Origin of the sequence: Micromonospora sp. NPDC051141, from assembly GCF_044455765.1 — a bacterium.
Taxonomy (GTDB): Bacteria; Actinomycetota; Actinomycetes; order Mycobacteriales; family Micromonosporaceae; genus Micromonospora.
In genome coordinates this window covers 101,582-123,986 of sequence record NZ_JBITFD010000014.1, presented here as the reverse complement: position 1 = coordinate 123,986, position 22,405 = coordinate 101,582, and the positions used below count along the sequence as shown (strand labels likewise).

At 68.9% G+C, this 22,405-nt stretch carries 25 protein-coding genes, 2 pseudogenes and 1 riboswitch; of the genes and pseudogenes, 17 read left to right on the top strand and 10 right to left on the bottom strand.

Annotation, left to right across the window (positions count from 1 at the left end):
* The first annotated feature begins 92 nt into the window (after nucleotides 1–92).
* A complete protein-coding gene (locus ACIA6B_RS24930; protein ID WP_396776803.1) occupies nucleotides 93–4,571 on the top strand; it encodes an AAA domain-containing protein in 4,479 nt (1,492 codons plus the stop codon).
* Nucleotides 4,568–5,401: a hypothetical protein gene (locus ACIA6B_RS24925; protein WP_396776801.1), complete on the top strand. Its 834-nt coding sequence runs from the start codon at nucleotides 4,568–4,570 to the stop codon at nucleotides 5,399–5,401. Before ACIA6B_RS24930 ends, ACIA6B_RS24925 begins: the two co-directional genes overlap by 4 nt.
* Before the next feature lie 67 nt (nucleotides 5,402–5,468).
* On the opposite strand, the gene ACIA6B_RS24920 is transcribed toward ACIA6B_RS24925, so the two are convergent.
* Nucleotides 5,469–5,951, bottom strand: a complete 483-nt coding sequence (locus ACIA6B_RS24920) for an NUDIX domain-containing protein (RefSeq protein WP_396776800.1) — start codon at nucleotides 5,949–5,951, stop codon at nucleotides 5,469–5,471.
* 272 nt (nucleotides 5,952–6,223) lie between these two features.
* Between ACIA6B_RS24920 and ACIA6B_RS24915 the strand changes: the two genes are divergently transcribed.
* Nucleotides 6,224–6,565: a hypothetical protein gene (locus ACIA6B_RS24915; RefSeq protein ID WP_396776798.1), complete on the top strand. Its 342-nt coding sequence runs from the start codon at nucleotides 6,224–6,226 to the stop codon at nucleotides 6,563–6,565.
* Nucleotides 6,562–7,563 (top strand): hypothetical protein, encoded by a 1,002-nt coding sequence (locus ACIA6B_RS24910; RefSeq protein WP_396776796.1) that lies wholly within the window; start codon nucleotides 6,562–6,564, stop codon nucleotides 7,561–7,563. Before ACIA6B_RS24915 ends, ACIA6B_RS24910 begins: the two co-directional genes overlap by 4 nt.
* A 279-nt stretch (nucleotides 7,564–7,842) precedes the next feature.
* On the opposite strand, the gene ACIA6B_RS24905 is transcribed toward ACIA6B_RS24910, so the two are convergent.
* From ACIA6B_RS24905 to ACIA6B_RS24890, 4 genes are all read right to left on the bottom strand, one after another.
* Nucleotides 7,843–8,913, bottom strand: a complete 1,071-nt coding sequence (locus ACIA6B_RS24905) for a tyrosine-type recombinase/integrase (RefSeq protein ID WP_396776794.1) — start codon at nucleotides 8,911–8,913, stop codon at nucleotides 7,843–7,845.
* On the bottom strand, nucleotides 8,903–9,205 hold the full coding sequence (locus ACIA6B_RS24900) for a hypothetical protein (protein WP_396776793.1): 303 nt from the start codon (nucleotides 9,203–9,205) through the stop codon (nucleotides 8,903–8,905). Before ACIA6B_RS24900 ends, ACIA6B_RS24905 begins: the two co-directional genes overlap by 11 nt.
* 190 nt (nucleotides 9,206–9,395) lie before the next feature.
* Nucleotides 9,396–9,698, bottom strand: a complete 303-nt coding sequence (locus ACIA6B_RS24895) for a hypothetical protein (RefSeq protein WP_396776792.1) — start codon at nucleotides 9,696–9,698, stop codon at nucleotides 9,396–9,398.
* Nucleotides 9,695–10,213, bottom strand: coding sequence for an MFS transporter (locus ACIA6B_RS24890; protein ID WP_396776790.1), 519 nt, complete (start codon nucleotides 10,211–10,213; stop codon nucleotides 9,695–9,697). The genes ACIA6B_RS24895 and ACIA6B_RS24890 overlap by 4 nt, the downstream gene beginning before the upstream one ends.
* Nucleotides 10,214–10,347: 134 nt before the next feature.
* Between ACIA6B_RS24890 and ACIA6B_RS24885 the strand changes: the two genes are divergently transcribed.
* Nucleotides 10,348–10,557 carry a hypothetical protein gene (locus tag ACIA6B_RS24885; protein ID WP_396776788.1) on the top strand — a complete coding sequence of 70 codons (210 nt, stop codon included), beginning with the start codon at nucleotides 10,348–10,350 and terminating at the stop codon, nucleotides 10,555–10,557.
* A 115-nt stretch (nucleotides 10,558–10,672) separates the two neighbouring features.
* Here the strand turns inward: ACIA6B_RS24885 and ACIA6B_RS24880 are convergent, their stop codons facing one another.
* Nucleotides 10,673–12,091, bottom strand: coding sequence for an FAD-dependent oxidoreductase (locus ACIA6B_RS24880; protein ID WP_396776786.1), 1,419 nt, complete (start codon nucleotides 12,089–12,091; stop codon nucleotides 10,673–10,675).
* A gap of 76 nt (nucleotides 12,092–12,167) precedes the next feature.
* Complete coding sequence (locus ACIA6B_RS24875; RefSeq protein ID WP_396776784.1) at nucleotides 12,168–12,701, bottom strand: GNAT family N-acetyltransferase; 534 nt, start codon at nucleotides 12,699–12,701, stop codon at nucleotides 12,168–12,170.
* An 86-nt stretch (nucleotides 12,702–12,787) separates the two neighbouring features.
* On the opposite strand from ACIA6B_RS24875, the gene ACIA6B_RS24870 reads away from it, so the two are divergent.
* The 7 genes from ACIA6B_RS24870 (at nucleotide 12,788) to trxB (ending at nucleotide 17,117) form a co-directional block, all read left to right on the top strand.
* Nucleotides 12,788–13,162: a metalloregulator ArsR/SmtB family transcription factor gene (locus ACIA6B_RS24870; RefSeq protein ID WP_396776782.1), complete on the top strand. Its 375-nt coding sequence runs from the start codon at nucleotides 12,788–12,790 to the stop codon at nucleotides 13,160–13,162.
* A gap of 221 nt (nucleotides 13,163–13,383) precedes the next feature.
* Nucleotides 13,384–14,076 carry a helix-turn-helix domain-containing protein gene (locus tag ACIA6B_RS24865; RefSeq protein ID WP_396776780.1) on the top strand — a complete coding sequence of 231 codons (693 nt, stop codon included), beginning with the start codon at nucleotides 13,384–13,386 and terminating at the stop codon, nucleotides 14,074–14,076.
* Nucleotides 14,069–14,731 carry an arsenate reductase ArsC gene (locus ACIA6B_RS24860; protein ID WP_396776778.1) on the top strand — a complete coding sequence of 221 codons (663 nt, stop codon included), beginning with the start codon at nucleotides 14,069–14,071 and terminating at the stop codon, nucleotides 14,729–14,731. Before ACIA6B_RS24865 ends, ACIA6B_RS24860 begins: the two co-directional genes overlap by 8 nt.
* A 51-nt stretch (nucleotides 14,732–14,782) precedes the next feature.
* Nucleotides 14,783–15,526, top strand: a complete 744-nt coding sequence (locus ACIA6B_RS24855; RefSeq protein ID WP_396776776.1) for an aquaporin — start codon at nucleotides 14,783–14,785, stop codon at nucleotides 15,524–15,526.
* Nucleotides 15,523–15,711, top strand: coding sequence for a hypothetical protein (locus tag ACIA6B_RS24850; protein WP_396776774.1), 189 nt, complete (start codon nucleotides 15,523–15,525; stop codon nucleotides 15,709–15,711). The genes ACIA6B_RS24855 and ACIA6B_RS24850 overlap by 4 nt, the downstream gene beginning before the upstream one ends.
* Entirely contained in the window at nucleotides 15,708–16,115 is a 408-nt protein-coding gene (locus tag ACIA6B_RS24845) for an arsenate reductase ArsC (protein ID WP_396776772.1), read from the top strand. Before ACIA6B_RS24850 ends, ACIA6B_RS24845 begins: the two co-directional genes overlap by 4 nt.
* Before the next feature lie 72 nt (nucleotides 16,116–16,187).
* Nucleotides 16,188–17,117 carry a thioredoxin-disulfide reductase gene (gene trxB, locus ACIA6B_RS24840; RefSeq protein WP_396776770.1) on the top strand — a complete coding sequence of 310 codons (930 nt, stop codon included), beginning with the start codon at nucleotides 16,188–16,190 and terminating at the stop codon, nucleotides 17,115–17,117.
* A gap of 43 nt (nucleotides 17,118–17,160) precedes the next feature.
* Here the strand turns inward: trxB and ACIA6B_RS24835 are convergent, their stop codons facing one another.
* Nucleotides 17,161–18,210 (bottom strand): ArsO family NAD(P)H-dependent flavin-containing monooxygenase, encoded by a 1,050-nt coding sequence (locus tag ACIA6B_RS24835; RefSeq protein WP_396776768.1) that lies wholly within the window; start codon nucleotides 18,208–18,210, stop codon nucleotides 17,161–17,163.
* 122 nt (nucleotides 18,211–18,332) lie between these two features.
* Between ACIA6B_RS24835 and ACIA6B_RS24830 the strand changes: the two genes are divergently transcribed.
* From ACIA6B_RS24830 to ACIA6B_RS24815, 4 genes and pseudogenes are all read left to right on the top strand, one after another.
* Nucleotides 18,333–18,704 (top strand): ArsR/SmtB family transcription factor, encoded by a 372-nt coding sequence (locus tag ACIA6B_RS24830; protein WP_396776766.1) that lies wholly within the window; start codon nucleotides 18,333–18,335, stop codon nucleotides 18,702–18,704.
* Between the two features lie 149 nt (nucleotides 18,705–18,853).
* Complete coding sequence (locus ACIA6B_RS24825; protein ID WP_396776764.1) at nucleotides 18,854–20,023, top strand: hypothetical protein; 1,170 nt, start codon at nucleotides 18,854–18,856, stop codon at nucleotides 20,021–20,023.
* A gap of 122 nt (nucleotides 20,024–20,145) precedes the next feature.
* Complete coding sequence (locus ACIA6B_RS24820; RefSeq protein WP_396776762.1) at nucleotides 20,146–20,412, top strand: hypothetical protein; 267 nt, start codon at nucleotides 20,146–20,148, stop codon at nucleotides 20,410–20,412.
* A gap of 55 nt (nucleotides 20,413–20,467) precedes the next feature.
* A pseudogene (locus ACIA6B_RS24815) lies at nucleotides 20,468–20,695 on the top strand (DUF4238 domain-containing protein); the annotation flags it as partial.
* Here ACIA6B_RS24815 and ACIA6B_RS24810 read toward each other — a convergent pair.
* Together ACIA6B_RS24810 and ACIA6B_RS24805 are read right to left on the bottom strand one after the other, a co-directional pair.
* Nucleotides 20,645–20,896 carry a hypothetical protein gene (locus ACIA6B_RS24810; RefSeq protein WP_396776957.1) on the bottom strand — a complete coding sequence of 84 codons (252 nt, stop codon included), beginning with the start codon at nucleotides 20,894–20,896 and terminating at the stop codon, nucleotides 20,645–20,647. The pseudogene ACIA6B_RS24815 and the gene ACIA6B_RS24810 sit on opposite strands and share 51 nt — an antisense overlap.
* A 72-nt stretch (nucleotides 20,897–20,968) precedes the next feature.
* The gene (locus ACIA6B_RS24805; RefSeq protein ID WP_396776955.1) at nucleotides 20,969–21,223 is read right to left on the bottom strand and encodes a hypothetical protein; all 255 of its coding nucleotides are present in this window, start codon (nucleotides 21,221–21,223) and stop codon (nucleotides 20,969–20,971) included.
* Nucleotides 21,224–21,419: 196 nt separating this feature from the next.
* On the opposite strand from ACIA6B_RS24805, the pseudogene ACIA6B_RS24800 reads away from it, so the two are divergent.
* A pseudogene (locus ACIA6B_RS24800) lies at nucleotides 21,420–21,920 on the top strand (5-methyltetrahydropteroyltriglutamate--homocysteine S-methyltransferase); the annotation flags it as partial.
* A gap of 253 nt (nucleotides 21,921–22,173) precedes the next feature.
* Nucleotides 22,174–22,309, top strand: a riboswitch (cobalamin riboswitch).
* The last annotated feature ends 96 nt before the right edge of the window (nucleotides 22,310–22,405 follow it).

The following is a 22,405-nucleotide window of genomic DNA, read 5'->3' as shown; positions in this document are numbered from 1 at the left end:
ACGCTGCGGCGCGCGGGATCACTCTTGTGATCTTGGTTGACGGCGGCGCAGTCTGTGACGTTGCCGCGAACTTACAGGGGGTGCATGCGAGCGTGACTCTCAGTCAGATTGCGATCGAGAAAACGACGAAGCTGGTCGAGTTTCTCGCGGAGGTGACGGCCGCAGTCGAGCGGGACCCAGTGTGCGACATTCTGGAGGACCCGGACGCGCCTGATCCAGTCATTTGGCTCGACACCCTGCCGCGCGGCGTTCAGTGGATTGCTAGCCCCGCAGATGACACGATCATGCGACTGCGTCCGTCTCGACCACCGCCCGAGCCGGCGCCACCGGAGTTGCTACACGAGTGGATCGACATGGACTCCATGGACGGGTTCGCTGGTTCCTCGCCACGCCTGCTGGACGCCCACCCGAATAGCGACGACAGTCCCGGGCCGCCGCCGGCGCGGATCGTACGCGCCTTCGACGCTTGGGTTGAGCAGTGGCAGACATGGTCCGACGAGGCTCGGCGCCTGCACGCTGTCGGGCGGTTGTACGAGCAACTTGAGCGCGCTGCCAAGACCATCGAGCAGCAGGACGACGAGTACGAGTTCGTTCTCGGGATCGGCCTGATTCGGTGGACAGCGCCGGACGGCACCCGTTTTCGTCGTCACATCATGGCCGAGGGTGTGGTCGTTCGACTGGACAGAGCGACGGCCGAGGTGTCTGTTTCGATGGGGACGGGACGTCGAAGGATCGAAGATCGGGAAATCTTTGACGATCAGGAGCTGTTCCGGAGTGAGCGTGGGAGATATCGCCGGCAGGAGATCGTCGACGGAGACCTTCCATGGCCAGCCTTGCTGCCTCCGATCGTCGGCCTCCTCGAGGAATGCCTGGATACGGAGCTGCACCAGGAGGACCGTCCCGCAGTGGCGGGTGACGAGTTGCCGAGCGTCCCAGTGGTCAGCTTGTCGCCGGCGCTGTTGGTACGTCGGCGCAGTCGGGTGCTCCTTGCCGAGGCTTACCAGCACATCCGAGAGGCGCTACGACAACCTGACGCAGAGGTTCCCGTCGCGCTTGCCCAGCTCGTGGTGGACACCGAGCCCGAGCAGCGTAACGGGTGGCTGAGGAGCCAGGGCGCTGTCAACGGCGACGTGCTCGGTAGCGACCCTCTCTTTCCCCTGCCGACGAACGATGAGCAAATGCATGTCATCGAGCTGCTTCGCTCCGAGACGGGGGTCGTGGTTCAGGGGCCGCCGGGCACCGGCAAGACGCACACGATCGCGAATCTGGCGTCGGCGCTGTTGGCGCGCGGGCAGCGGGTGCTCGTCACGAGCCAGAAGGATCAGGCGCTGCGCGAGCTTCGCGAGAAGGTACCAGCCTCGTTGCGTGATCTCTGCGTACTGATGACCGACGGCAGAAACGCCGCTACCGAGGTCGGCTTCGGTCTTGACGCCCTGTCGCACCTGACCGCGTACGCCGATACTGAGGAACTGACCAAGCAGGTTGAGGCGCTTCGCGGTGAACGGCACAAGTTACGGTCGCGATCCGCCTACCTCAACCACCGCATTCAACAGCTACGTGAGGCAGAGTTCATCGCTCACGACCCGGTCGCTCCCTGGTTCAGCACCGAGCTCTACCGGGGATCACTTGGTCAGATCGCACGCCAAGTCAAGGGCAACGCAGAGCAGTTCGACTGGATGCCGCCAGCCGTCCGCGGGCTGCCCGACAGGCCACCCATGACGACAGCGGAAGCCACCGAACTGGTGCACCTGCTACGAACGACGAACCCCGCTCGACGCGCCCGCCTCACTCAAGTGATCCCCGACTTGTCAGACCTACCTACGCCGGCCGCGCTCGCCGAGGCGATCGATGCCGAACTCGACGCCACGGCCGCCGTCCAGGAACACACCAACGTGTGGGCGCCCCGCTTGGCGGCTGCCGGTGAGGACATGCTGAAGGACCTGGACCTGCTAGGGCAGCGCTTCACCGCCATCGCGGAGCGGCTCGGATTGGAAGCGGACTCCGGGTCGTCGCCGCATTGGGTGGCACGTGCCATCGCAGATCACTTCTCAGGACGGCGGCAGTCCCTGTGGCGGCACGTGGCCGAGGTCGCCGGCCGCGCCGAGCGCCTGCAGGCCAAACTTCGGGCGCACACGCTAGGTGCGGAAGTACGTTTCACAAACGCTGGTGAGCTCGACCTGGGGCGGGCCCGCCACATGCTCGCCGTGGGCCGCGAACTCCGCACTCACCTCACGAGTCTGACCTGTCGCACGCTTCTCGCCGTCCAACCTGCGCGCATCAAGGCCGCCGCACTGATCAGTGGCATACGCGTCGATGGAAGGCCGCCGACCACGCTGCCTCTGCTAGACGCCGCGCTCGATCACCTTGAAGTCCACATCGAAACCACTCAACTCCTGCGGCTGTGGGCCGACGTCGGAGTAGTTGTCACGCCTGGCCGTGTGACCGCAACCTTGTCCGAGCTGCAAGATTCGTACCGCCTCCTTCTGCACGTCCGACATCTCGCCGCCGTCCACACCGCCATTCGCGACCACCTGGAAGCCGCCGGTCTGCCGGCTAGGTTATCCACCGTTGACGACGTCAGCGCGGTGATCTCATCGACCGCAGCCGCCCGCCACCACATCCGCCTACAAGCTGCACAGGCCGCCGTAGCTGGACTGCGTGACGCGGTCCGAAGGCACCTGACGCGTGAGGATCCGTGCCGCGAGGTTGAACTCGTCATCGCCGCGATCGACCAGCGGTCCCTCGACGGATACCGCCAGGCAATCGCTGTACTGGACACTGCCCGCCATGAGCAGCACGCCGAGCGGCGGCGCCTCAGACTCACGCAGCTCCTGGAGAGTGCGCATCCGCAACTGCTTCGCCTGCTGCAAGACAGCTGTGTCGATCCTCGTTGGGACGCCCGTATGCGGGATCTGCCTGCGGCGTGGGCCTGGTACCACGCGGACCATTTCGTGCGGACACGGCGCACTGCCGGCACGGAGCAAGAGGTCAGACGGGACTACGACGACGTTGAGATACACCTTGCCCAGGTCACCGAGCAGCTGGCAGCGGCCGAGGCAACCCGGGCGCTCGTCAACCGCATGACTGACGCCGACATGCGGGCCCTGCGCAGCTTCCGCGGTTTCCGCAAGCAGATCGGGGCCGGCGGCGGCCGCAAGGTTCGCGAACTGCGTCAGGCAGCGCAGGCGGCGATGGGCAAAGCACAGGGCATCGTGCCTGCATGGGTAATTCCCCTGCCGAGCCTGCTGGAGAATCTGACCGTCAAACGTAACGCCTTCGATGTAGTCATCGTTGATGAGGGGAGTCAGGTTGGGCTGGAACACCTGTTTCTATTATGGCTGGCACCAAGGATCATTGTTGTCGGCGACGACCAGCAATGCACCCCGGCGCCCAATCGGATGGGCAGGACCTTCGACGAACACTTCCGAGCCCTTTCGGAGCACTTGGGAGACCTAGATCCCGAAATCCGGTACCATTTCACCCCTAAGGCACACCTGTACGGTCTCCTCTCGGCGCGATCCGGGAAGGACGCCGTCGTTCGCTTACGGGAACACTTCCGATGCATGCCCGAAATCATCAACTGGTCGAAGGAGCAGTTCTACCGCGGGGCCAGCGAGATCATTCCGCTGCGCGAGAGGAAGGCTACCGATCTGGAGCCGCTGCGCGTCTGCCACGTCGAGGGCGCCTACCAGGAGGGATCTGCGCAGGCAATCCGCAACCCGGTGGAGGTGAAACGTATCGTCTCGCAACTGCTTGGATGCTTGAACGATCCCAAATATGCGGGCAAAACGTTTGGGGTCATCGTGCTTCACGGACAGGGACAGATCAAACTCCTTGACCACGAGATCAACACGGCCGTCGCACCGGAAGTCCGCGCCGCCCGCCAGATCAGCGTCGGCTCTGCGCCCACCTTCCAAGGAGCAGAGCGTCACGTCATCTTCCTGTCCACAGTCGTCACTGCGGCACCCCGACGTGTCGGCGAGAACCTCTACCAGAACTACAACGTCGCCGCCAGCCGCGCCCGCGATCAACTGTGGCTGTTCACCTCCGTGCCGCCCAAGGACTACAAACCCGACGACCTGCGTGCTTCCCTGATCGGCTACATGATGAACCCGCCGTCCGTGTTCGGACCATCGCCAGACCTCAAGAGCGTCAGCGCCGACCGCCAGTGTCCTCCGTTCGAATCCCTGCTGGAACAGCGCGTGTTCCGAATCCTCAAACGTCGCGGCTATCACGTGGTGCCCCAGTTCAAGGTCGGGTCGCGCACGCTTGACCTCGTGGTAGTCGGAAGCGGCGGCAGGCTCGCGGTGGAATGCGACGGCCACCGCTGGCACACCCGACCGACGGACGTCGTCTCCGATGGGCGTCGCGACCGAGAACTCTTCCGCATGGGCTGGGAAGTTATCCGAATCCGGGAAAGCGAGTTCGAGCTCGACGCCCACAAGGAGTTAGCGACCCTGTTCGCCCGGCTCACCGAACGTGGGATCTCCCCGCGGAGCGCGTCGGACACCCCTGCCGACGCATGGGAGCCGATCGAGTTGCCCTTCGCGCATGAGGAGCAGAACCTGTGACAACTGATCCCATCAACAACGGCAATGAGGTCACTGTCGAACTCGACAGCAAAGTCCTCGACCGACTCGCAGACCTCATCTGCGGCGACGACAGCACCCCCTACTATCGGACCGGCCGGCAGATCACCGCCCTGTTCGAGGCCGCAGGCTGGCGCCGCGTTGGCGACGTCGACGACGGTCGCCGTGAATGGGTCCTCCGTACGTTGCGTCGCCGTCGCGACCCTGACGGGCTTCGCCGACTGCTGCTCCGCCTCGCCGATCCCCGCGAATATCTTGACGACGACGAGGCTCGGTGCCACCTCGTTGACGACCTCAACGGCCTACTCGCCGTGGAGGGCTATCAGATCCGCTACGCGTCGGGCCGACCCGAACTCGTCACGCAGACCCCGACGATGACGCGGCCCACCATGCAGGTGCCACTGGAACTCACTGCGAGCCTCGCCAACATCCTGAAAGACCCGGACTTCGGGCGCCACCTCACCGCCCGGCTCAACGAAGCCCACACCTGCTGGCAATCCGGCGCCTGCACCGCCACCGTCATCATGCTCGGAAGCCTGCTCGAAGGCGTCCTCTACGACGTGGCACTCGCTCGACACACCGAGGGCCCTGGCCCCACCGATCACCTGGAGTCGCTGATCGATTTAGCTGCCGAGAAAAAGTGGGTCGCTCGAGACGTGACCGACTACGCCCACGTATTGCGCAACCACCGTAACCTGGTGCACCCAAAAAAGCAGATCAAACAGCACTACTCGCCCGACGACGACACTGTCCGGATAGCCTGGAACGTCGTCGTAGCCGCACTGAACGACCTCGAACAGTTGAAGGCATAGGCGCTGTTTCGACCGGGGTCCGCCGACCTAACAGAGCGCTACTAGGAGGCGCGCCACCGTCATGCCTTCACTGCACGGAGAAGCCGTCCTCCAAGTCGAATGTCGTGCCCTCGTCCTTCGCCCGCAGCGCCGCCAACACCCGGCGAGCCAGCAACTCCGACATCCGGTGCTTGATGTCCTCCTGGCCGCACCAGGCCCAGCTGCGCAGCTCGTCGGGCGGCAGGTGGATGTCGGCGGTGCCCACCTCGTCCAGCACGCCGCCATCAAAGACGAGCATGACGCCCTCGGTACGATCCGGCCGCGGCGGCACCCAATCCACCACCCGCAGTCGACCGGGAACGATGTACTTGCCCAGTTCTTCCTTGACCTCGCGTGCCGCTGCCTGTCGGGGTGACTCGTCGGCGTCGACGCACCCACCGACGATCTCCCAGTAATCCTTGTAGACGGGCTCGACCAGCATCGCGCGTCCGAGAGCGTCGGCGAACAAGACCGCAGCGCCCATACGTTTGCGTGGAAGCGTCGCGGTGTAGTTGTCGCTTGGTGTGCTCACCACGGCAGGCTACGCCCGGCAGCAGCCCTGGCGCGGGCTCACGGACGATCTCGCGCTGAGGCACGCCGCCCTGCGGGCCGAGTCGAGGGGCCCGCTTCAGCTGCTAGGCGCGACATCGCCAGCCACTTCGTCAGATGCGCCGTGGCCGGCTACTGCTCACCTCCGTTCGACGCCCACCTACTGGCAGCCGGCACGCCCATAGCGGGCCGCCCGGCAGTGGCAGATCAAGGACATTCCCGATTGATGCTTCCGCGAGGATGCTTCGGTCATCCATGATGGACGTCGTGCCCAAAAGACACCTGACCGCCGGCGCGCTCTGCCTGTTGATCATCGCCTCGCTAGTAATGATCTTCAGTGGCAGCCTCGATGGTGCTGCAGCCTGGGCGAATATCATCGCATTGCCGGTCGCTATCATCGGCGTGATCTTGACGATTCGCAGTGCCAGCAACTCAGCACCCTGGTCAGGCGCTCAGGATAGGGATGGCCCGAGCAGCCCGAAGAAGCCGGCTAGAGATAGCCCCACCGTCAACCAGATCGGGATTGGCGGGGAACGTCAGGTCAACGTCGCAGGAAACTACTTCGAGCAGGGCCATGGCGATCGCGAGGGCAGGTGAGGGTGGTAGACCAACAAACTGGCTTTGGCGGGGAACGTCAGGCCAATGTCGAGGGAAACTACTATGAAGGGCCCGTCTACAACAATATTCGCAACCACTTCGGACCCGAACCTCATGCCGAGCGAAGCGAACCCGAGGTAGCGGAGTCCAGCTCGGGCCACGGGACGGCAGCAGTCGCAGGCGGGGGTGGACTGGGCGTGGTCATTGCCCTTGCCGTCCTGGGCTACTTCATCTTCGGCGGAGACGAGCCCTTCCCAAAGATATCGGATCCCTGGCCAGCTGAAGTGAAGCAAGAGGCCGTCATCGCGGCCGCAAGCGACTGGCTCGACAGGTGCGCCAAGTCGACGTCCTCAACTCCCGCGAACTGCCCACAATCGATCGCCGACACATCAGACGTCTCCGAGGTTCGTTGGGCCTTCTACGGCAACCCGCTCGAAGCTCCGGTTATCCAATACACCGAGGCAGAGAGCCGCTTCGACATGCTCGGAACCGTCATCGTGACGGCCGACTACACCGCTTCAAAGCAGGCGCGTCGCGCCGTGACGCCAGCAAAATACTGGGCCAAGATTAAGTGGGCCGACGGCAAGCTCAACGTCCAGGAAATCAAGGAGCACTCGGCCATAGGCGACCCTGAGGTGGCGAAACAAGATCCCAAGATGGCATGGGAGCCCGCGGCAGCGAAGCTGAGCGAGGCGTTCACCCGATGCGTCCGCGGCGCGAGATCGGCCATGCCGACCGGATGCCCGGAGTGGAGTCCCGCGTCGGGCGCCGAGAAGATCAAATGGGATGTCACGGGCGATCCCCTACTCACCGCTCGCGCCACCTTCGACCCGCAGTTCGGGATCTACCGGGTCAAGGGCACCTACCAGTTGTCGGTGCGCTACACGTGGCTCGGAAGCGCGAGGACTGACAACCGGAATCCCACCTATGAAGCTTTGCTCGCGCCGACCGCCGCTGGGCCAGTCGTTCTCCAGATCAAGGACACGACGACGGTCTAGGTCCGTTCGACGCCGATTAGAAGGAACGACACTTCGTCGGCACCGTTCCTGACGGTCATCCGCTAGACGGTATAGCCAAAAGGGGCGGGGGTCGGCAGTTCGAGCGGCACCATCAACCTCACAATCGTTGATCCGACGTAAGTACGAATCCGCAGGTCAACGGCCACGAGAGGGAGCGAAGCATAGGTCGCGCTCCGGTCGCAGGGCCAGTCCACTCCCCTCGCCGCGTGCGGTGCATTCGGAGCCTGTTCCCCCGACACCGCACGCGGCTACTGTCCCCTACTCGGACGTGGGCGATACGACGTGGTTCACCTGCGAACAGGGGCCGGCGTGATCTGCCACCCGGGCCAGTGGATGGGGCTGGTTGGTCATGGCGGAGAGCGCGTTGGCGACGTCGTGCAGGTCGGCTTTGGTGTAGGTGGTGGTGGAGGATCCCGGGCTGTCGGTGTGTCCGGCGTAGGCGCGGGCGATGCCGTAGCCGCAGTGGCGTTCCACCCAGGTCAGGGTGGTGTGGCGTAGCCAGTGGGTCGAGATGCCGTGCACGGTGACCCAGGGTAGGTGAACGCCGAGGCGTTGCCACAGGTGGTCGTAGCGGCGGCTGGTGATCGGTTGGCCGTTGCGTGCGCGCAGGAGCGGATCGGTCGGTAGGACCGCGCCGCGAGCGTCGGCGTGCTCCCGCAGGTGTCCGGCGAGGTCGAGGGTGATGGGCTGCCAGCGGACAGTGGATCCCTTCTCGGTGAGGCGGACGAGGCCGTTGGTGGTATCGAGGTCGGCCAGCCGTAGGGCAAGGGCGCCGCCGCGGCGACACGCGGTCTCGGTGTGCAGGCGCAGGAGCAGCGCGTCCAGGATGACGTCGTTCCCGCTGGTGCGCGCCACCGCGTTGATCTCCTCCAGCTCCTGTGCGGTCAACGCGCGGCGGGTACCGGGTAGGCGTCGGGGTTTCGCGACCCGGTGCGCCGGGCTGGCGGCGGCGTCGATCAGCCCGTCGGCGATAGCGCGTCGGTAGAAGGCGCGGGCGGCGGCGATGACATGCTCACCGGCGTGCCGGCCGTTGCGGCTGTTGCGCCGCGCCACGGCGCTGGCGATCATCGCTTGTTTCAGGGCCTCGACGTCGCTTGCGACGATGGTGTCCAAGGGCCGTTCGGGCCACGCGGCGGCCATCCGGTTCCAGTAGGTGCCGTAGGTGCGGCGTGATCCGGGCCCGGCAGCGGCGACAACACGGGGCAGGTACTCGGCGACCGTCGGCAGGACGGCCGGCGTCGCGGGGTGTGACTGCAGGTCGGTCACCGTGACGCCCAGGTGAGCCAGAATTTGGTGAGCGGCAGCGACGGCGGCGGGGTCAGTGTCCATCCCTGACTCCCGCCAGGTGAGTGTGCAGGTCGGCGAGCAGGCGTGCGACGGTGCTGACGGGATGCACGACGAGCAGGTCGTGCGTGACGATGGCGGCGAGTAGCACGGGTTGGCCGGGCTCGATGCGGCACAGTTGCCGGGCGTTCGCCGGCAAGGGTAGGTCTCCTCGGCTGCCCACCTGGTGGCGGCCGTTGCTGGCCGAGCAGACGGCGAGCATGCCGTGGCGCGGCTGAATGTCGAGGCGGTGGTGCGGGGGCCAGTCCAGCGCGCGCAGGAGGTGCTGCGCGCTCACCCGGCCACAGCGTGCCGGAAGAGCCATCCACAGCAACAGGGCCGCCGCAGCGATTGCCGACGGACAGGCTCGAGCAGGTAGAGCGGGCATCGGCATCGGGCTTGGACCCGGACGCGCGGGCAGGACAGCAGGTACGAGTGGACCGACGAGGTGTTCCTTCGGTCGGATAGGTCGTGTCATGGGCGAACGATCACATTCGGGCAGTGGGTGACGAGTGTCTGCAGGAGGGCTCCTGGGCGGGGATGTTCGTTCGGGTGGTGACGCCGATGGCGGCGAGCGCGCAGCAGGTGGCGAGGTCGACGAGCAGGGGTGCGTAGTCGTCGCTGGCGTGTAGCAGCGCGGCGGCGGCCAGGGGTGCGCTGGCTTTGGCGATGGTGACCGGGGCGGCGAGGCGTCCGGCGATGGTGGCGTAGGCGGTGGTGCCGTACCGGTCGGTGAGCAGGGCGGGGGTGGCGAGGCTGGTGATGCCGAAGCCGAGTCCAAAGCCGATCACGCTAATGATCGCGCCGGTGCGGGTGGCGGCGAGCAGGGCATGGCGAGCATGGCGGCGGCCTGGGTCGCGTAGACGGCGCCCACGATGGTGGTGACGGGGAGTCGTCGTCGGGCGGCGGTGAGGACGAGCCGGCCGGTGACGGACAGGACGCCGAGCAGGCCGGCGGTGGTGGCGGCGAAGGTGGTGGGGTGCCCGCGGCTGATCAGGTAGCCGATGAGGTGCACGGTCATGGTGCTAGTGGCGAGGCCGTGGGCCGTGAAGGTCGCGGTGAGGATCCAGAAGCGGGTGTCGCGCATCGCGGCGTGGGCGACCGCCCGTCGTCCGGGGTGCTCGCGTCGGGCCGGGTCGGCCGGTGCGGCGCCTGCCGGTCGAGGATGGCGGACGGCCATCGCGTGCAGCGGGATGGTCACCGCGCCGTGGATGGCGGCGAGGGCGAGCAGCGCGCCGCGCCAGCCGAGGCGTTCTGCCAGCAGGCCGGTCAGGGGCATGAAGATGGTGCTGGCGAACCCGGCCACGATCGTGACCGCGAGGAGGGCGGTGGCGCGGCGGTTCGGGGGTGAACCAGGAGACGATGACGGCGAAGGCGGGTTCGTAGAGGACTATGGCGCCACAGGCGCCGATGCCGATCATGACGGCGTAGAGCTGGCCGATGGTGTGGACCTGGGACCAGGCGATCAGCAGCGCGGTGGCGGTGATCGAGCCGGCGGTCATGAGCGCGCGACCGCCGTGGTGGTCGAGCCACCGGCCGACGGGGATGGCCATGAGGGCGCCGGTGAGGACGGAGGCGGTGAGCGCGCCGGTGACGGCGGTGGTGGACGCGCCGATGCTGGTGGCCATCGGGATCAGTAGCACCGGGTAGGCGTAGTAGAGGGTGCCGTAGCCGATGGTGGAGGTGACGGCGAGGGCGGCGACGATCAGCCACCCGTGGTGCCCGCCGACCGTGGGGTCGGCGGGCACCGTCGTGGTGGTGGGCATCAGCTGCCGCAGCAGCCGCCGGCCTGCGTGTCGGCGGGGGCGGCGTCGAGGGTGACGAGGGGCAGCGGCGCGGCGAGCAGTCCGCCGGTGATGCCGGTGGCCAGCCCGCGTCCGGCCGGTTCGGCGGCCGGCGCGGGTCCGCAGCAGTTGTCGCCGGTGGCGGAGTTGTCGGGGTTGCTGTTGCACACTCCGGTTTCGGGCAGGTCGAGCTGGACGTCGCGGGCGGCGGTCCAGTCGCCGGCGAGGGCGGCGACGACGGAGCGGACCTGCTCGTAGCCGGTGGCCATGAGGAACGTCGGCGCGCGGCCGTAGCTCTTCATGCCGACGGCGTAGTAGCCGGTCTCGGGGTGGGCGAGTTCGTCGACGCCGTGCGGGGGGACGGTGCCGCAGGAGTGTTCGTTGGGGTCGATGAGCGGGGCGAGGGCGCGGGTGGCGCCCATGACCGGGTCGAGGTCCAGGCGCAGTTCGGCGGCGATGGTGTGGTCGGGGCGGAAGCCGGTGGCGGCGACGATGCGGTCCACGGTGACCGATTCCTCGCTGCCGTCGCTGTGGCGCACCACGACGGTGACGCGGCCGTCGGTGGGGGTGAGGGCGTGGACGGTGAAGCCGGTGAGCAGGCGGATCCGGCCGGCGTCGACGTGGGCGCGCAGTCGGGAGCCGAGTGCTCCGCGGGCGGGGAGGGCGTCGGCGTCGCCGCCGCCGTAGGTGCGTGCCGGTGAGGCGGTGCGGATCGCCCAGGTCACCTCGGTGCCCGGGTGTTCGGCGGCGAGGTCGGCCAGGGCGAGCAGGGTGTTGGCGGCGGAGTGGCCGGCGCCGACGACGAGGGTGTGGCGGCCGGCGAACCGGTCGCGGTCGGCGCCGAGCACGTCGGGCAGGGCGTGCTCCAGGTACGCGGCGGCGTCGGTCTCGCCGCGGGCGGGCAGGCCGGAGGCGCCGAGGACGTTGGGGGTGCGCCAGGTGCCGGAGGCGTCGATGACCGCGCGGGCGAGCACCTCCTGGCCGTCGGTGAGGCGGATGAGGAACGGGGTGGTGTCGCGGCCGGGGGTGCGTAGCCGGTCCAGGCCGAGGCGGCTGATTGCCTCGACTCGGGCGCCGTAGCGCAGGTGCGGCTTGAGCTGCGGTAGCTCGGCGAGGGGCTGGAGGTAGTCGGTGGCCAGTTCGGCCCCGGTGGGCAGGGCGTCGAGGTCGGGGGCGACCCAGTCGGCGTCGTCGAGCAGCCGCCGGGCGGCGGGGTCGATGTCGTACCGCCATGGAGAGAAGACGCGGACGTGGCCCCACTGGCGCACCGCCGCGCCGGCGGTGTCGCCGGCTTCGAGGACGAGGAAGGGCAGGGCGCGCTCGTGCAGGTGGGCGGCGGCGGCCAGGCCGACGGGGCCGGCGCCGATCACCACGACCGGAAGGGTGTCCAGGGTGCTCATCGAGCATCTCTCTGCGTTGATAACTGTCGAATCAGATAGGCGGACTGGGCCCCGGGTGTCCGGGGCGAGGAAGGGGTTAGGCGATGGTGGGGCTGCGGTGCTCGATCAGGACGACGTCGCGCCATCGGCCGTGGTGGCGGCCGACGCGTTCGCGGACGCCGACGACGCGGAAGCCGGCCCGCTCGTGCAGGGTCAGGCTGGCGGTGTTCTCGGGGAAGACGCCGGACTGGATGGTCCAGATCCCGGCTGCCTCGCTGGAGGCGACAAGCGCGTCGAGCAGCAGCCGCCCGGCGCCACGGCCCTGAGCGGCGGGATGCACGTAGACCGAGTGTTCGACCACCCCGGCGTAGACCGCCCGGGCGGAGGTCGGCGACGCCGCGACCCAGCCGATGATGAGGCCGTCGGCGACGGCGACGAAGCGGTGCGCGGGCAGCCGGGCGGCGTCGAAGTCGGCCCAGGGTGGCGCTGCGGTCTCGAAGCTGGCGCTGCCCGCGTCGAGCCCCGCCTGGTAGATCGCCAGGACCGCATCGGCGTCCGCCGCGGTCATCGGTCGCACGGCGACGCTCGCCCGCCCCACCGGGGTGGTCGGGCCGTCACTGTCGCCAGTCATCATGATCCTCTACCCGTCCTACGCTGTCTCGACGTCCGTCAAATCAGACAGTTGCACGCTGGTTAGAAGGATGTCAACCTAGAGGCATGTCTAAGCAGCCGGCGCCGCTCGTCGCCATCGACCTGAACGCGGCGACCTCCTGCTGTGCGCCGCTTGCGCAGCGGCGGGTGCCCGCAGAGGCAGCCGCGGCTCTCGCGGCGGCGTTCAAGGCGCTGGGCGATCCGGTGCGTCTGCAGTTGATGTCGATGATCGCCTCCGCCGAGGGCGGGGAGGCGTGCGTGTGTGACCTCACGCCGGCGTTCGAGCTGACCGGCCCGACGATCTCCCACCACCTCCGGACACTGCGCGAGGCCGGCCTGGTCGACGCCGAGCGGCGTGGCACCTGGGTCTATCACCGCGCCCGGCCCGGCATCCTGCGCCAGTTGGCGTCCCTGCTCTCCGTCGAGCCCGCCGGCTCGTAGAGCAGCACTCAACGCCCGCCGACGGGGACGCGCGCCGCGAGGAGGGGCCTGCTCGCCGTCGAGCCCGCCGGCTCGCAGCAATGCGCCCACCTTCGCGGGCGAGTTCAGGCGGGGCATGTCGAACGCTCCGGTCGGTCAATGCCGCGCATGCGGCGCCGAGGCAGCCGCATCCTGTGGACCGCTCTTTGCCAACCTTAGATAGCTCACCTATGATTGAGTCAATGAATGTTGAGCGTAATTCTCTGGCTGGGCGGGCGCGGATCCATGCCGCGCTCGGTGACCCGGCGCGGCTGGCGATCGTAGACGCGCTCACCCTGGGTGACGCGTCCCCCGGGGAGATCGCCCACACCCTCGACCTGCCCACCAACCTCGTCGCCCACCACGTCAAGGTCCTCACCGAAGCCTGCCTGGTGGTCAAGGGCCGCTCCGAGGGCGACAAACGCCGCACCTACCTGCGGCTGCGCCCGGAAGCCCTCGCCGCGCTCACCCCGCCGCCGCTGACCGGCGTGGGCAGGGTGGTGTTCGTCTGCACCCGCAACTCCGCCCGCTCCCAGCTGGCCGCCGCGCTGTGGCAGGACCGCACCCATGCCCCGGCCGCGTCGGCCGGCACGCAACCGGCCCCCCGGGTGCATCCCCGCGCCGTGGCCGTCGCCGGCCGGCACGGACTGCGCCTGGACCCCACCGCCACCGCTCACGTCACCGATGTCGTCCGCGACGGCGACCTGCTCATCGCCGTGTGCGACAACGCCCACGAGGACCTCACCGGGCCCGTGCGCCCCCGCCTGCACTGGTCGGTGCCTGACCCGGTCCGTGTCGACACGGACGAGGCGTTCGAGGCCGCGTTCGCCGACCTCGCCGCCCGCGTCGACCGGGTCGCCCCCGCCGTCACCACCCCGGGAGACCGACATGACTGACACCAGCCCTCACCCCTACGAAGAGGTCTCCATCGACCAGCAGGTCGCCCTGCGCACCGCCGCGACCCGGCTCGCCGGGGAGTTCACCGGCGTCTACGGCCCGGAAACCATCGAGAAGTTCCTGCTCTCCAGCTACGACCAGTTCGCCATCGCCAGCACCATCCCGCACTACCTGCCGCTGCTCGCCGAACGCTTCGCCCGCCAGCGCCTGCAGGCCCTCGCCCGCGTCGAGGGTCACCACCGCGACGGTCGCCCCGTGGTGCTGTTCCTGTGCACCCACAACGCCGGCCGCTCCCAGATGGCCCTCGGGTTCTTCACCCACCTCGCCGGCGACCGGGCCGTCGCCTGGTCGGGCGGCAGCGAACCCGGAATCGAGATCAACCCCGCAGCCATCGCCGCAATGGCCGAACGTGGCATCGACATCGGCGAGGAGTTCCCCAAGCCCTGGACCGACGAGGTGGTCCGCGCCGCGGACGTCGTGGTGACCATGGGCTGCGGCGACGCGTGCCCGGTCTTCCCCGGCACCCGCTACGAGAACTGGGAACTCGACGACCCCGGCGGCCTCGACACCACCGGCGTGCGGCCCATCCGCGACGAGATCGAACGCCGGGTCCGCCGGCTCCTCGACGACCTGCACGTCCCCACCACCCGATAACCACCCTGCCCGAGCCTTCGGGACGGCAACACCATGGGAGAGAACAGACCGATGACCCCCACTCTGTGGCGGCGCCTGCTGGCCGAGTTCACCGGCACCGCTCTGCTGGTCACCGCCGTGGTCGGCTCCGGCATCATGGCCGCCACTCTCTCCCCGGCCGACGTCGGCCTGCAGCTGCTGGAGAACTCGATCGCCACCGCGTTCGCCCTCGGTGCGCTGATCCTGATCTTCGGGCCGGTCTCCGGCGCCCACTTCAACCCGGTCGTGTCCGCCGCCGACTGGTTCCTCGGTCGGCGCGCCGGCACCGGTCTCACCGCCCGCGACCTGGGCGGCTACGTGGCGGCGCAGGTGATGGGTGCGATCGCGGGTTCGGTGCTGGCGAACCTGATGTTCGACCTCGCCGCGATCGGCTTCTCCGGCAAGGATCGCACCGCCGGGCACCTGTGGCTCGGTGAGGTCATCGCCACCGCCGGCCTGATCCTGCTCATTTTCGCCCTCGCCCGCTCCGGTCGCGCCGTCGTGGCCCCGGCCGCCGTGGGCGCCTACATCGGTGCCGCCTACTGGTTCACCTCGTCCACGTCGTTCGCCAACCCGGCGGTCACCGTTGGTCGGGCGTTCAGCGACACCTTCGCCGGCATCGCCCCCACCTCCGTGCCTGGCTTTGTCGTGGCGCAGTTCGTCGGCCTCGCGGTCGGTGTGGGCCTGCTCGCCGCGCTCTATCCCGATGCCGGTGACGCCGCCGACCAGGTCGTCGTACCCACCGACGGGGACGCCACTATCAATCACCGCTCATGACGCAGCGCCCGCACGGCACCAGCACGGCTGGACTCTCGCCCAGCTTGTTCAACCGCCGCCACGACCCGGGCCGCTACCCGGCGCTCGACCGCAACGACAATCCCGACCTTGACCTGTTCATTCACCTCGACGACGTGCTGGTCAACCGGCCCCGCGACTCGTACTGCATGGAAGGCACCTCATGAGCGACAAGCCCAGCATCCTGTTCGTCTGCGTCCACAACGCCGGCCGCTCCCAGATGGCCGCCGGCTGGCTGCGCCACCTCGCCGGAGACACCGTCGAGGTCCGATCCGCAGGCAGCGCACCCGCCGACACCGTCAACCCCGCCGCCGTCGAGGCGATGCGCGAGGTCGGCATCGACATCACCGACCAGACCCCCACACTCCTGGAGTACGCCACCGCGGAGTCCTCGGACGTGATCGTCACCATGGGCTGCGGCGACGCCTGCCCGGTCTTCCCCGGCAAGCGCTACGAGGACTGGAAGCTCGAAGACCCGGCCGGCAAGGGCGTCGAGTCGGTCCGCCCGATCCGCGACGACATCCGCGCCCGGGTGGAGAAGCTCCTCGCCGAGCTGCGCCCCGCCGCCTGACGCCACCCCCAGACGCCGCCCGCCGGACCACCCACCCGGCGGGCGGCTCACCCCTGAGCAGGAGCCCTCTTCATGTCCGACCCCCACCCGCTGACCATCATCGGTTCCGGACCCGCCGGTTACACCGCCGCCGTCTACGCCGCCCGCGCCAACCTCACACCCCTGGTCATCGAGGGCAGCCAGTCCGGCGGCGCGCTGATGACCACCACCGAGGTGGAGAACTTCCCCGGCTTCCCCGACGGCATCACCGGCCCCGAGCTGATGGACAACCTCCGCAAGCAGGCCGACCGGTTCGGCGCCCAGTTCATCACCGACGACGTCACCCGCGTCGACCTCACCGCCGACGTCAAGACCGTGTGGGTCGGCGAGCAGGCGCACCAGGCACGGGCGGTCATCCTCGCCACGGGCTCCGCCTGGCGGCCCCTCGGCGTCCCCGGCGAGACTGAGCTGCTCGGCCACGGCGTCTCCGCCTGCGCCACCTGCGACGGGTTCTTCTTCCGCGACCAGGACATCGCCGTGGTCGGCGGTGGCGACACCGCCATGGAGGAAGCCACCTTCCTCACCCGCTTCGCCCGCAGCGTCACCATCGTCCACCGCCGCGACACCTTCCGCGCCAGCCGCATCATGGCCGACCGGGCGCTCGGCAACGACAAGATCCGGGTGGCGTGGAACAGCGTCGTCGAGGAGGTCCTCGGCCACGACGGTGCCGTCGCCGGAGCCCGCCTGCGGGACGTCCACACCGGCGAGACTCGGATCCTGGACGTCACCGGGCTGTTCGTTGCCATCGGCCACGACCCGCGCAGCGACCTGTTCCGCGGCCAGGTCACCCTCGACGACGACGGCTACGTCACCGTCGACTCCCCCGGCACCCGCACGAACCTGCCCGGTGTGTTCGCCGTCGGTGACGTCGTCGACCACACCTACCGCCAGGCCATCACCGCCGCCGGCACCGGCTGCGCCGCCGCCCTCGACGCCGAACGCTACCTCGCCACCCTCGCCTGACCGGCGCCGCCCGAGGTCCGGCCAGCGCGGCCGGGCCTCGGGCCTACGGCGATCCGCGCAGGCGTGAGGCGATGTCGGCGACCGTCGCCTTCGCGGTCCGGCCGGCACCCACCAGCGTGGCCGACGCCGGCCCGGTCCAATCGCCGTAGCCGAGCAGGTACAGGCCTGGCTCGTCCACCGACCGGGTGCCCTCGACCGTCACCGTCCCCTGCCGCCAACCGGGCAGCAGCGGCGCCAGGTGAGTGAGGTTCGGCCGAAAACCCGTACACCAGATCACCACGTCGCAGGGCTCCTCGGTACCGTCGGCCCACCGCACCCCGTGCTCGGTCATCCGAGCGAACATCGGTCGGGAGTGCAGGACACCGCGGTCCCGGGCGTCGCGGACGCTGGGCACCATCACAATGTCCCCCAGGTCGCTGACGCTCTCGCCGGCCCCACCGGCGGCCTTGCGGGTCGCCACCCCGAACAGCACCCGACCGTCGACGTCGTCGGGCATGAACCGCGCCGGGCGCAGGGTGACCCAGGTGGCCTCGGCGACCCGAGACACCTCCGCCAGGATCTGCGCCGCGGAGTTACCCCCGCCGACGACCACGACCCGCTGCCCCCGGAACTCCTCCGGCGCGGTGTAGTCCACCGTGTGCAACTGCCGGCCGGCGAACTGTTCACGGCCCGGGATGTCGGGCACGTACGGGCACTCCCACGTACCGGTCGCGGAGATGACGTACCGGGCCAGCCACGCCCCGGCGTCGGTGTCCACCGCCAGGCGATCCCCGACTCGCCGCACCTGTCGAACCCGGACCGGCCGGCGCACCGGAAGGTCGTAGCGCCGCTCGTACGCCCGCAGGTAGTCCACGACGTGCCCGGCGGTCGGGAACTCCTCACTCTCCTGCCGCGGCATCCCCCACCCCGGCAGCGGGCTGTATTCCGCCGGGGAGAACAGCCGCAACGACTCCCAGCCGTGCCGCCACGCGCCACCTGGCTGCGGCTGGGCGTCGAGGATGACGTAATCCATGCCGGAGCGGCGCAGGTAGTAGCCCGCCGCCACGCCCGCCTGCCCACCCCCGACGACCACCACGTCACACGACCCCGGCACGCGCGACACCTCCCTCGATCCGTAGATCATCATGCCGGGACGGCAGGAGCGGTGGGTCCTCAGGCGAACTCACGGTGATCCTGGCCTCGTTCCGCAGCCGATCGACGGCGTCACCTGCAACGATGCATGACGTGGTAACTGTAAATACTGAGACGCCCGCCATCTCGCCCCTCGCTGGCGAGCCGATTGACCGCGCCGACGCCGAACGGCTCGCCGGCGTGCTCAAGGCCTTCGCCGACCCGGCCCGGCTGCGACTGCTCAGTCTGATCCAGTCCGCCCCGCACGGGGAGGCGTCCGTCAGTGACCTCACCGCGCCCCTCGGACTCTCCCAGCCGACCGTCAGCCACCACCTGCGGATCCTTACCGAGGCCGGCCTGCTGGAGCGCGACAAGCGCGGCGTCTGGGCGTACTACCGACTCGTGCCGTCCGCCATCGCCACGATCGCCGACCTGCTGACCCCGCCCCGCAAGCGAGCAACGAAGAAGATCCGCTGACCGACGCCGTCGAAGACCGTCGCCGGCACCTCCTGCGAGGCGATCGCCGGCAGACGTGGGGCGTGCGGCGTATTCGGGTTGTCCGCCGTACCTGTGCACCGCGACGATGGTCACTCCGTGGCGAGTTGACCTTCGGGGGACACGTGGGAGTGCTGGACGACAAGGACCCGACCGGCGCAGCGCGGTTGAAGGAATGGGCCGACGGCCTGCGCGAGCTTCCGCCGGGCACCCCGCCGACCTTCGAGTTCCAGCGGATGATCCACCCCGGGTTGGTGCCCGCCGACGGAGACGGGCTGCTCGCCGCAGACGGCCAGGGCCTGCTGCAGGTTCCGGGTGAGCACATCCAGTCGGTGACGGTCCTGCACTACATGCGCGCGACGTCGCCGTCGGAGCAGTTCGACACCGTAGGCCGCAACGCGATGTTCGGCGCCCTGCTGACCTTGGTGACCGACCGTCGCTGCCAGGTCGTTGCGGAGGTCATGGCGAGAGTCGAGGGGCAGGAGCATCCGTTCGCGCTGCCGCTGGCCGGAGCGGTGGACACCCATCTCGGTGCGCCCATGCCCGACTGGCCGCAGGTCGACGCGGCGTTCCGCGACGCGGTAGCCCGACTCACCAGCCTCGGCGACTACGACATGCGGGCCCTCAGCGCGGCGATCCACATGCACTACTGCGCCTCGCTGCTGGCCACCCGTGATCTTGTCGGAGCGTACGCGCTTATGGTCGGGGGCATCGAGTGCCTCGCGCAGCACTTCGGCAGTCCCCCGACGGAGTGGGCCGACTGGGACGAATCGGCGAGTTGGGAGAAGTTCATCGCCCGCCAGGACTTCACCGAGGCCCAGGCCGCAGCGCTGCGTGCCCGCCTGATGAAGGACAAGCCCATCAAGCTCGCGGAAACCTTCGCGACGTACGCCATGACGCGGCTGCCGGCCGGTTTCTGGCAGGAGCCGGTGCGCTCCTACATCTGGGGTGTGGACGCGTTGAGCGCCCGGCCGCAGGAAGGCTCCTGGTCTGATCCGCAGCCGCGCGGTGTGGTGTTCGCCGACGATCCGGCGGTCCTGAAGGCGGCGTTCAAGACCGCGTACAAGTTCCGGTCCCAGTTCCTACACGCGGGCAAACGGACGTTCTCGTTCGCCGGTGACGTGTTCGCGACCGTCATGGCCGCGGACCGGCCCGCTGGCGACAGTCCACGTCTGAGCACCGCTCAACTGCGCGCCGTTCTGCGGGCCCTGATCCTGCAGGAGCTGACCGACCGTGGCAGCACCGATCCTCGGGGCTTGGACGACATCACGTTCGTCACGGGCTCGGCGCCGACGTCCTGAGCTAACCGCCCACGTCTCGCCAGGGCACGCGGCGGTGAGCGGGTCCGAGATTATCGGACGCGAGGTAGATCATCGGGTAGCGGCCAACGCGTCGCGGCCAGACGTGCGGTGGGAAGGGTGCGATGGTCGGCGAGCACGAGCGGGATGACCAGCAGTGGCGGTGCTGGGTCGATGACATGATCGACTCGGATCCGAGCATCCTCGACGAGATCCAGCAGTGGTGGGACACGACCTCGCCGGTGCCGATGGTCGGCAGCCGGCACCACACCGTCGCGCGCCGCTACCTCGAACGATTCTCCGCATCAGGGCAAATCCGTGTCCGCGACCGAGTCACGGGACGAGCGAGCCTACGCAACATCAAGGACGTAGGCACGATCCGCGACTTCTAAACCTTCATCAACCCTCGACGGTGAGCGAGACGGTCGACTCGAACGGATCCTCGGCGTGATCGAGGACGGGGCTACCGCCGTTATCGACCGCATCCTGGACCCCTTCCGGACACCGCAACCGCTCACGCCGCAGGAATCGCTGCACCTGAGCATCTTTATCGGCTTCCAGCTGCTGCGCACGCCCCGACACCGTCGTGAGGTCGAGTTGATGGGCGACTACCTCATCCGCTCGTCACGGCCGGACATCCGCGCGATCACCGAGGTACGGGTGATTCCGGATCCGAACCTGCACCTTGAATACTTTGCCAAGAACGCCCCCACAGTCGCCGATGCGTTCTTCGGCCGCCGGGAGCTCACCTCGGCGGCCGGTCGCGCTGATCGACAGACCTTCGGCGCGCAGGGCGTGCACGGCCGCGTGGCGTTCGCGGGTGTTCGCCGCCCGCAGCCCCGTCCTGAGAGGCTCGTCGGCGTGGTCGACCGGCACCTGATCATGCTGGGCATCGCGCTCATGTACGGCAGCGTCAGATTCGACGACGACTTCTGGCCGGCGACGGTGTCACGTCGGGTCTCCGAGCGCCCTGGTAAGGCGCTCGCACATGCAGTGCGTCGGGTCCGCCTCGGCGACGATCGCCTCGATCCGCGCCAGGCGGGCCCGTGTCTGACGCAACTCGTGCTCCAACCGGTTGGCCCGGGCGGCGGTCGCGCCGACCTGCCTGCGGGAGGCGTCCAGTCGCTCGAAGTCCTCCGGCCGCATGGCGGTCCACTCGCTGCCGTCCACCACGAACGTCACCCTGTCGATCTTCTGACCCACCGGTTCCCCTCCGCCGTCGCAGGCCTGTGCCCGATGTCGCGACGCTACTCGGTCGCGCATCGACGATGCGGCAGCGAACGCCGCTCCCGAGGGCCGGGCAGGTCTGCCCACAGCACCTGTCGGGCGCATACGATGGGCGACGGCCCTCGACTGGTCCACCTACGCCCAGTCGCTGACCGACCGTTCGGTCAAGGGCATGCTCACCGGTCCGGTGACGATCCTGGCCTGGTCGTTCGTCCGGACCGACCAACCACTGGGCGACACCGCGGACCAGGTCGCGCTGGCGCTGCGGGAAGAGTGCCGGGACCTGGAGGCAGCAGGCATCCGGATCATCCAGGTCGACGCGCCGGCGATCCTGGAGACTCTGCCGCTGCGGCGGGCCGACCAGATGGCCTACCTGGACTGGGCGGTCGGTGCGTTCCGGCTGGCCACCTGCGGGTTCGCCGACGGCACGCAGATCCACACCCACCTGTGCTATTCGGAGGTCGGTGAGGTCATCACCGCCATCGACGCCCTCGACGCCGACGTCGCCAGCATCGAGGTGTCCCGGTCGAAGATGGAGGTCCTCGACGATCTCGCCGCGATCGGCTACCAGCGCGGTGTCGGGCCCGGGGTGTGGGAGATCCATTCGCCCCGGGTGCCGTCCCGGGGCGAGGTCGTGGACGCGCTGCTGCGGGCGGCGGCGGTCCCCGCGCAGCGGCTGTGGGTCAACCCCGACTACGGGCTGAAGACCCGCGGCTACCCGGAGTCGAGGCGTCGCTGGAACACCTGGTCACTGCGGCGGTCGAGGTACGCGGCAGCTAACCGGCGCGCCGGGTGGAGTGGCGGCCCGCTCCACCCGGCCCGCGGCACCGGCCGATCCCCACGCGCGGCGAGCAGACGGCGGTTACTGTCCGCTGACGGCCGACGACGGATTGACATGGGTGGTCGCGGCCAGCCAGACTGTCGCCACAACTTAACCAAACGCGCGTCCGTGCGGGGGAAGTCCGGTCGAAGTCCGGCGCTGGCCCGCAACGGTAGGCCGTCCGAGGTGGCAAGTCACCCGGCGGTGAGCCCGAATACCCGGCGTACGCGCGCATCCGCTCCCCCACCCGTCGTGGCCCACGGGTCGGAGTCCCGGTCGACTCCGCGTACCGCCGGTCGGCCGGGTTTCTGACGACCGCCGGGCCGGAAAGGCGCTTC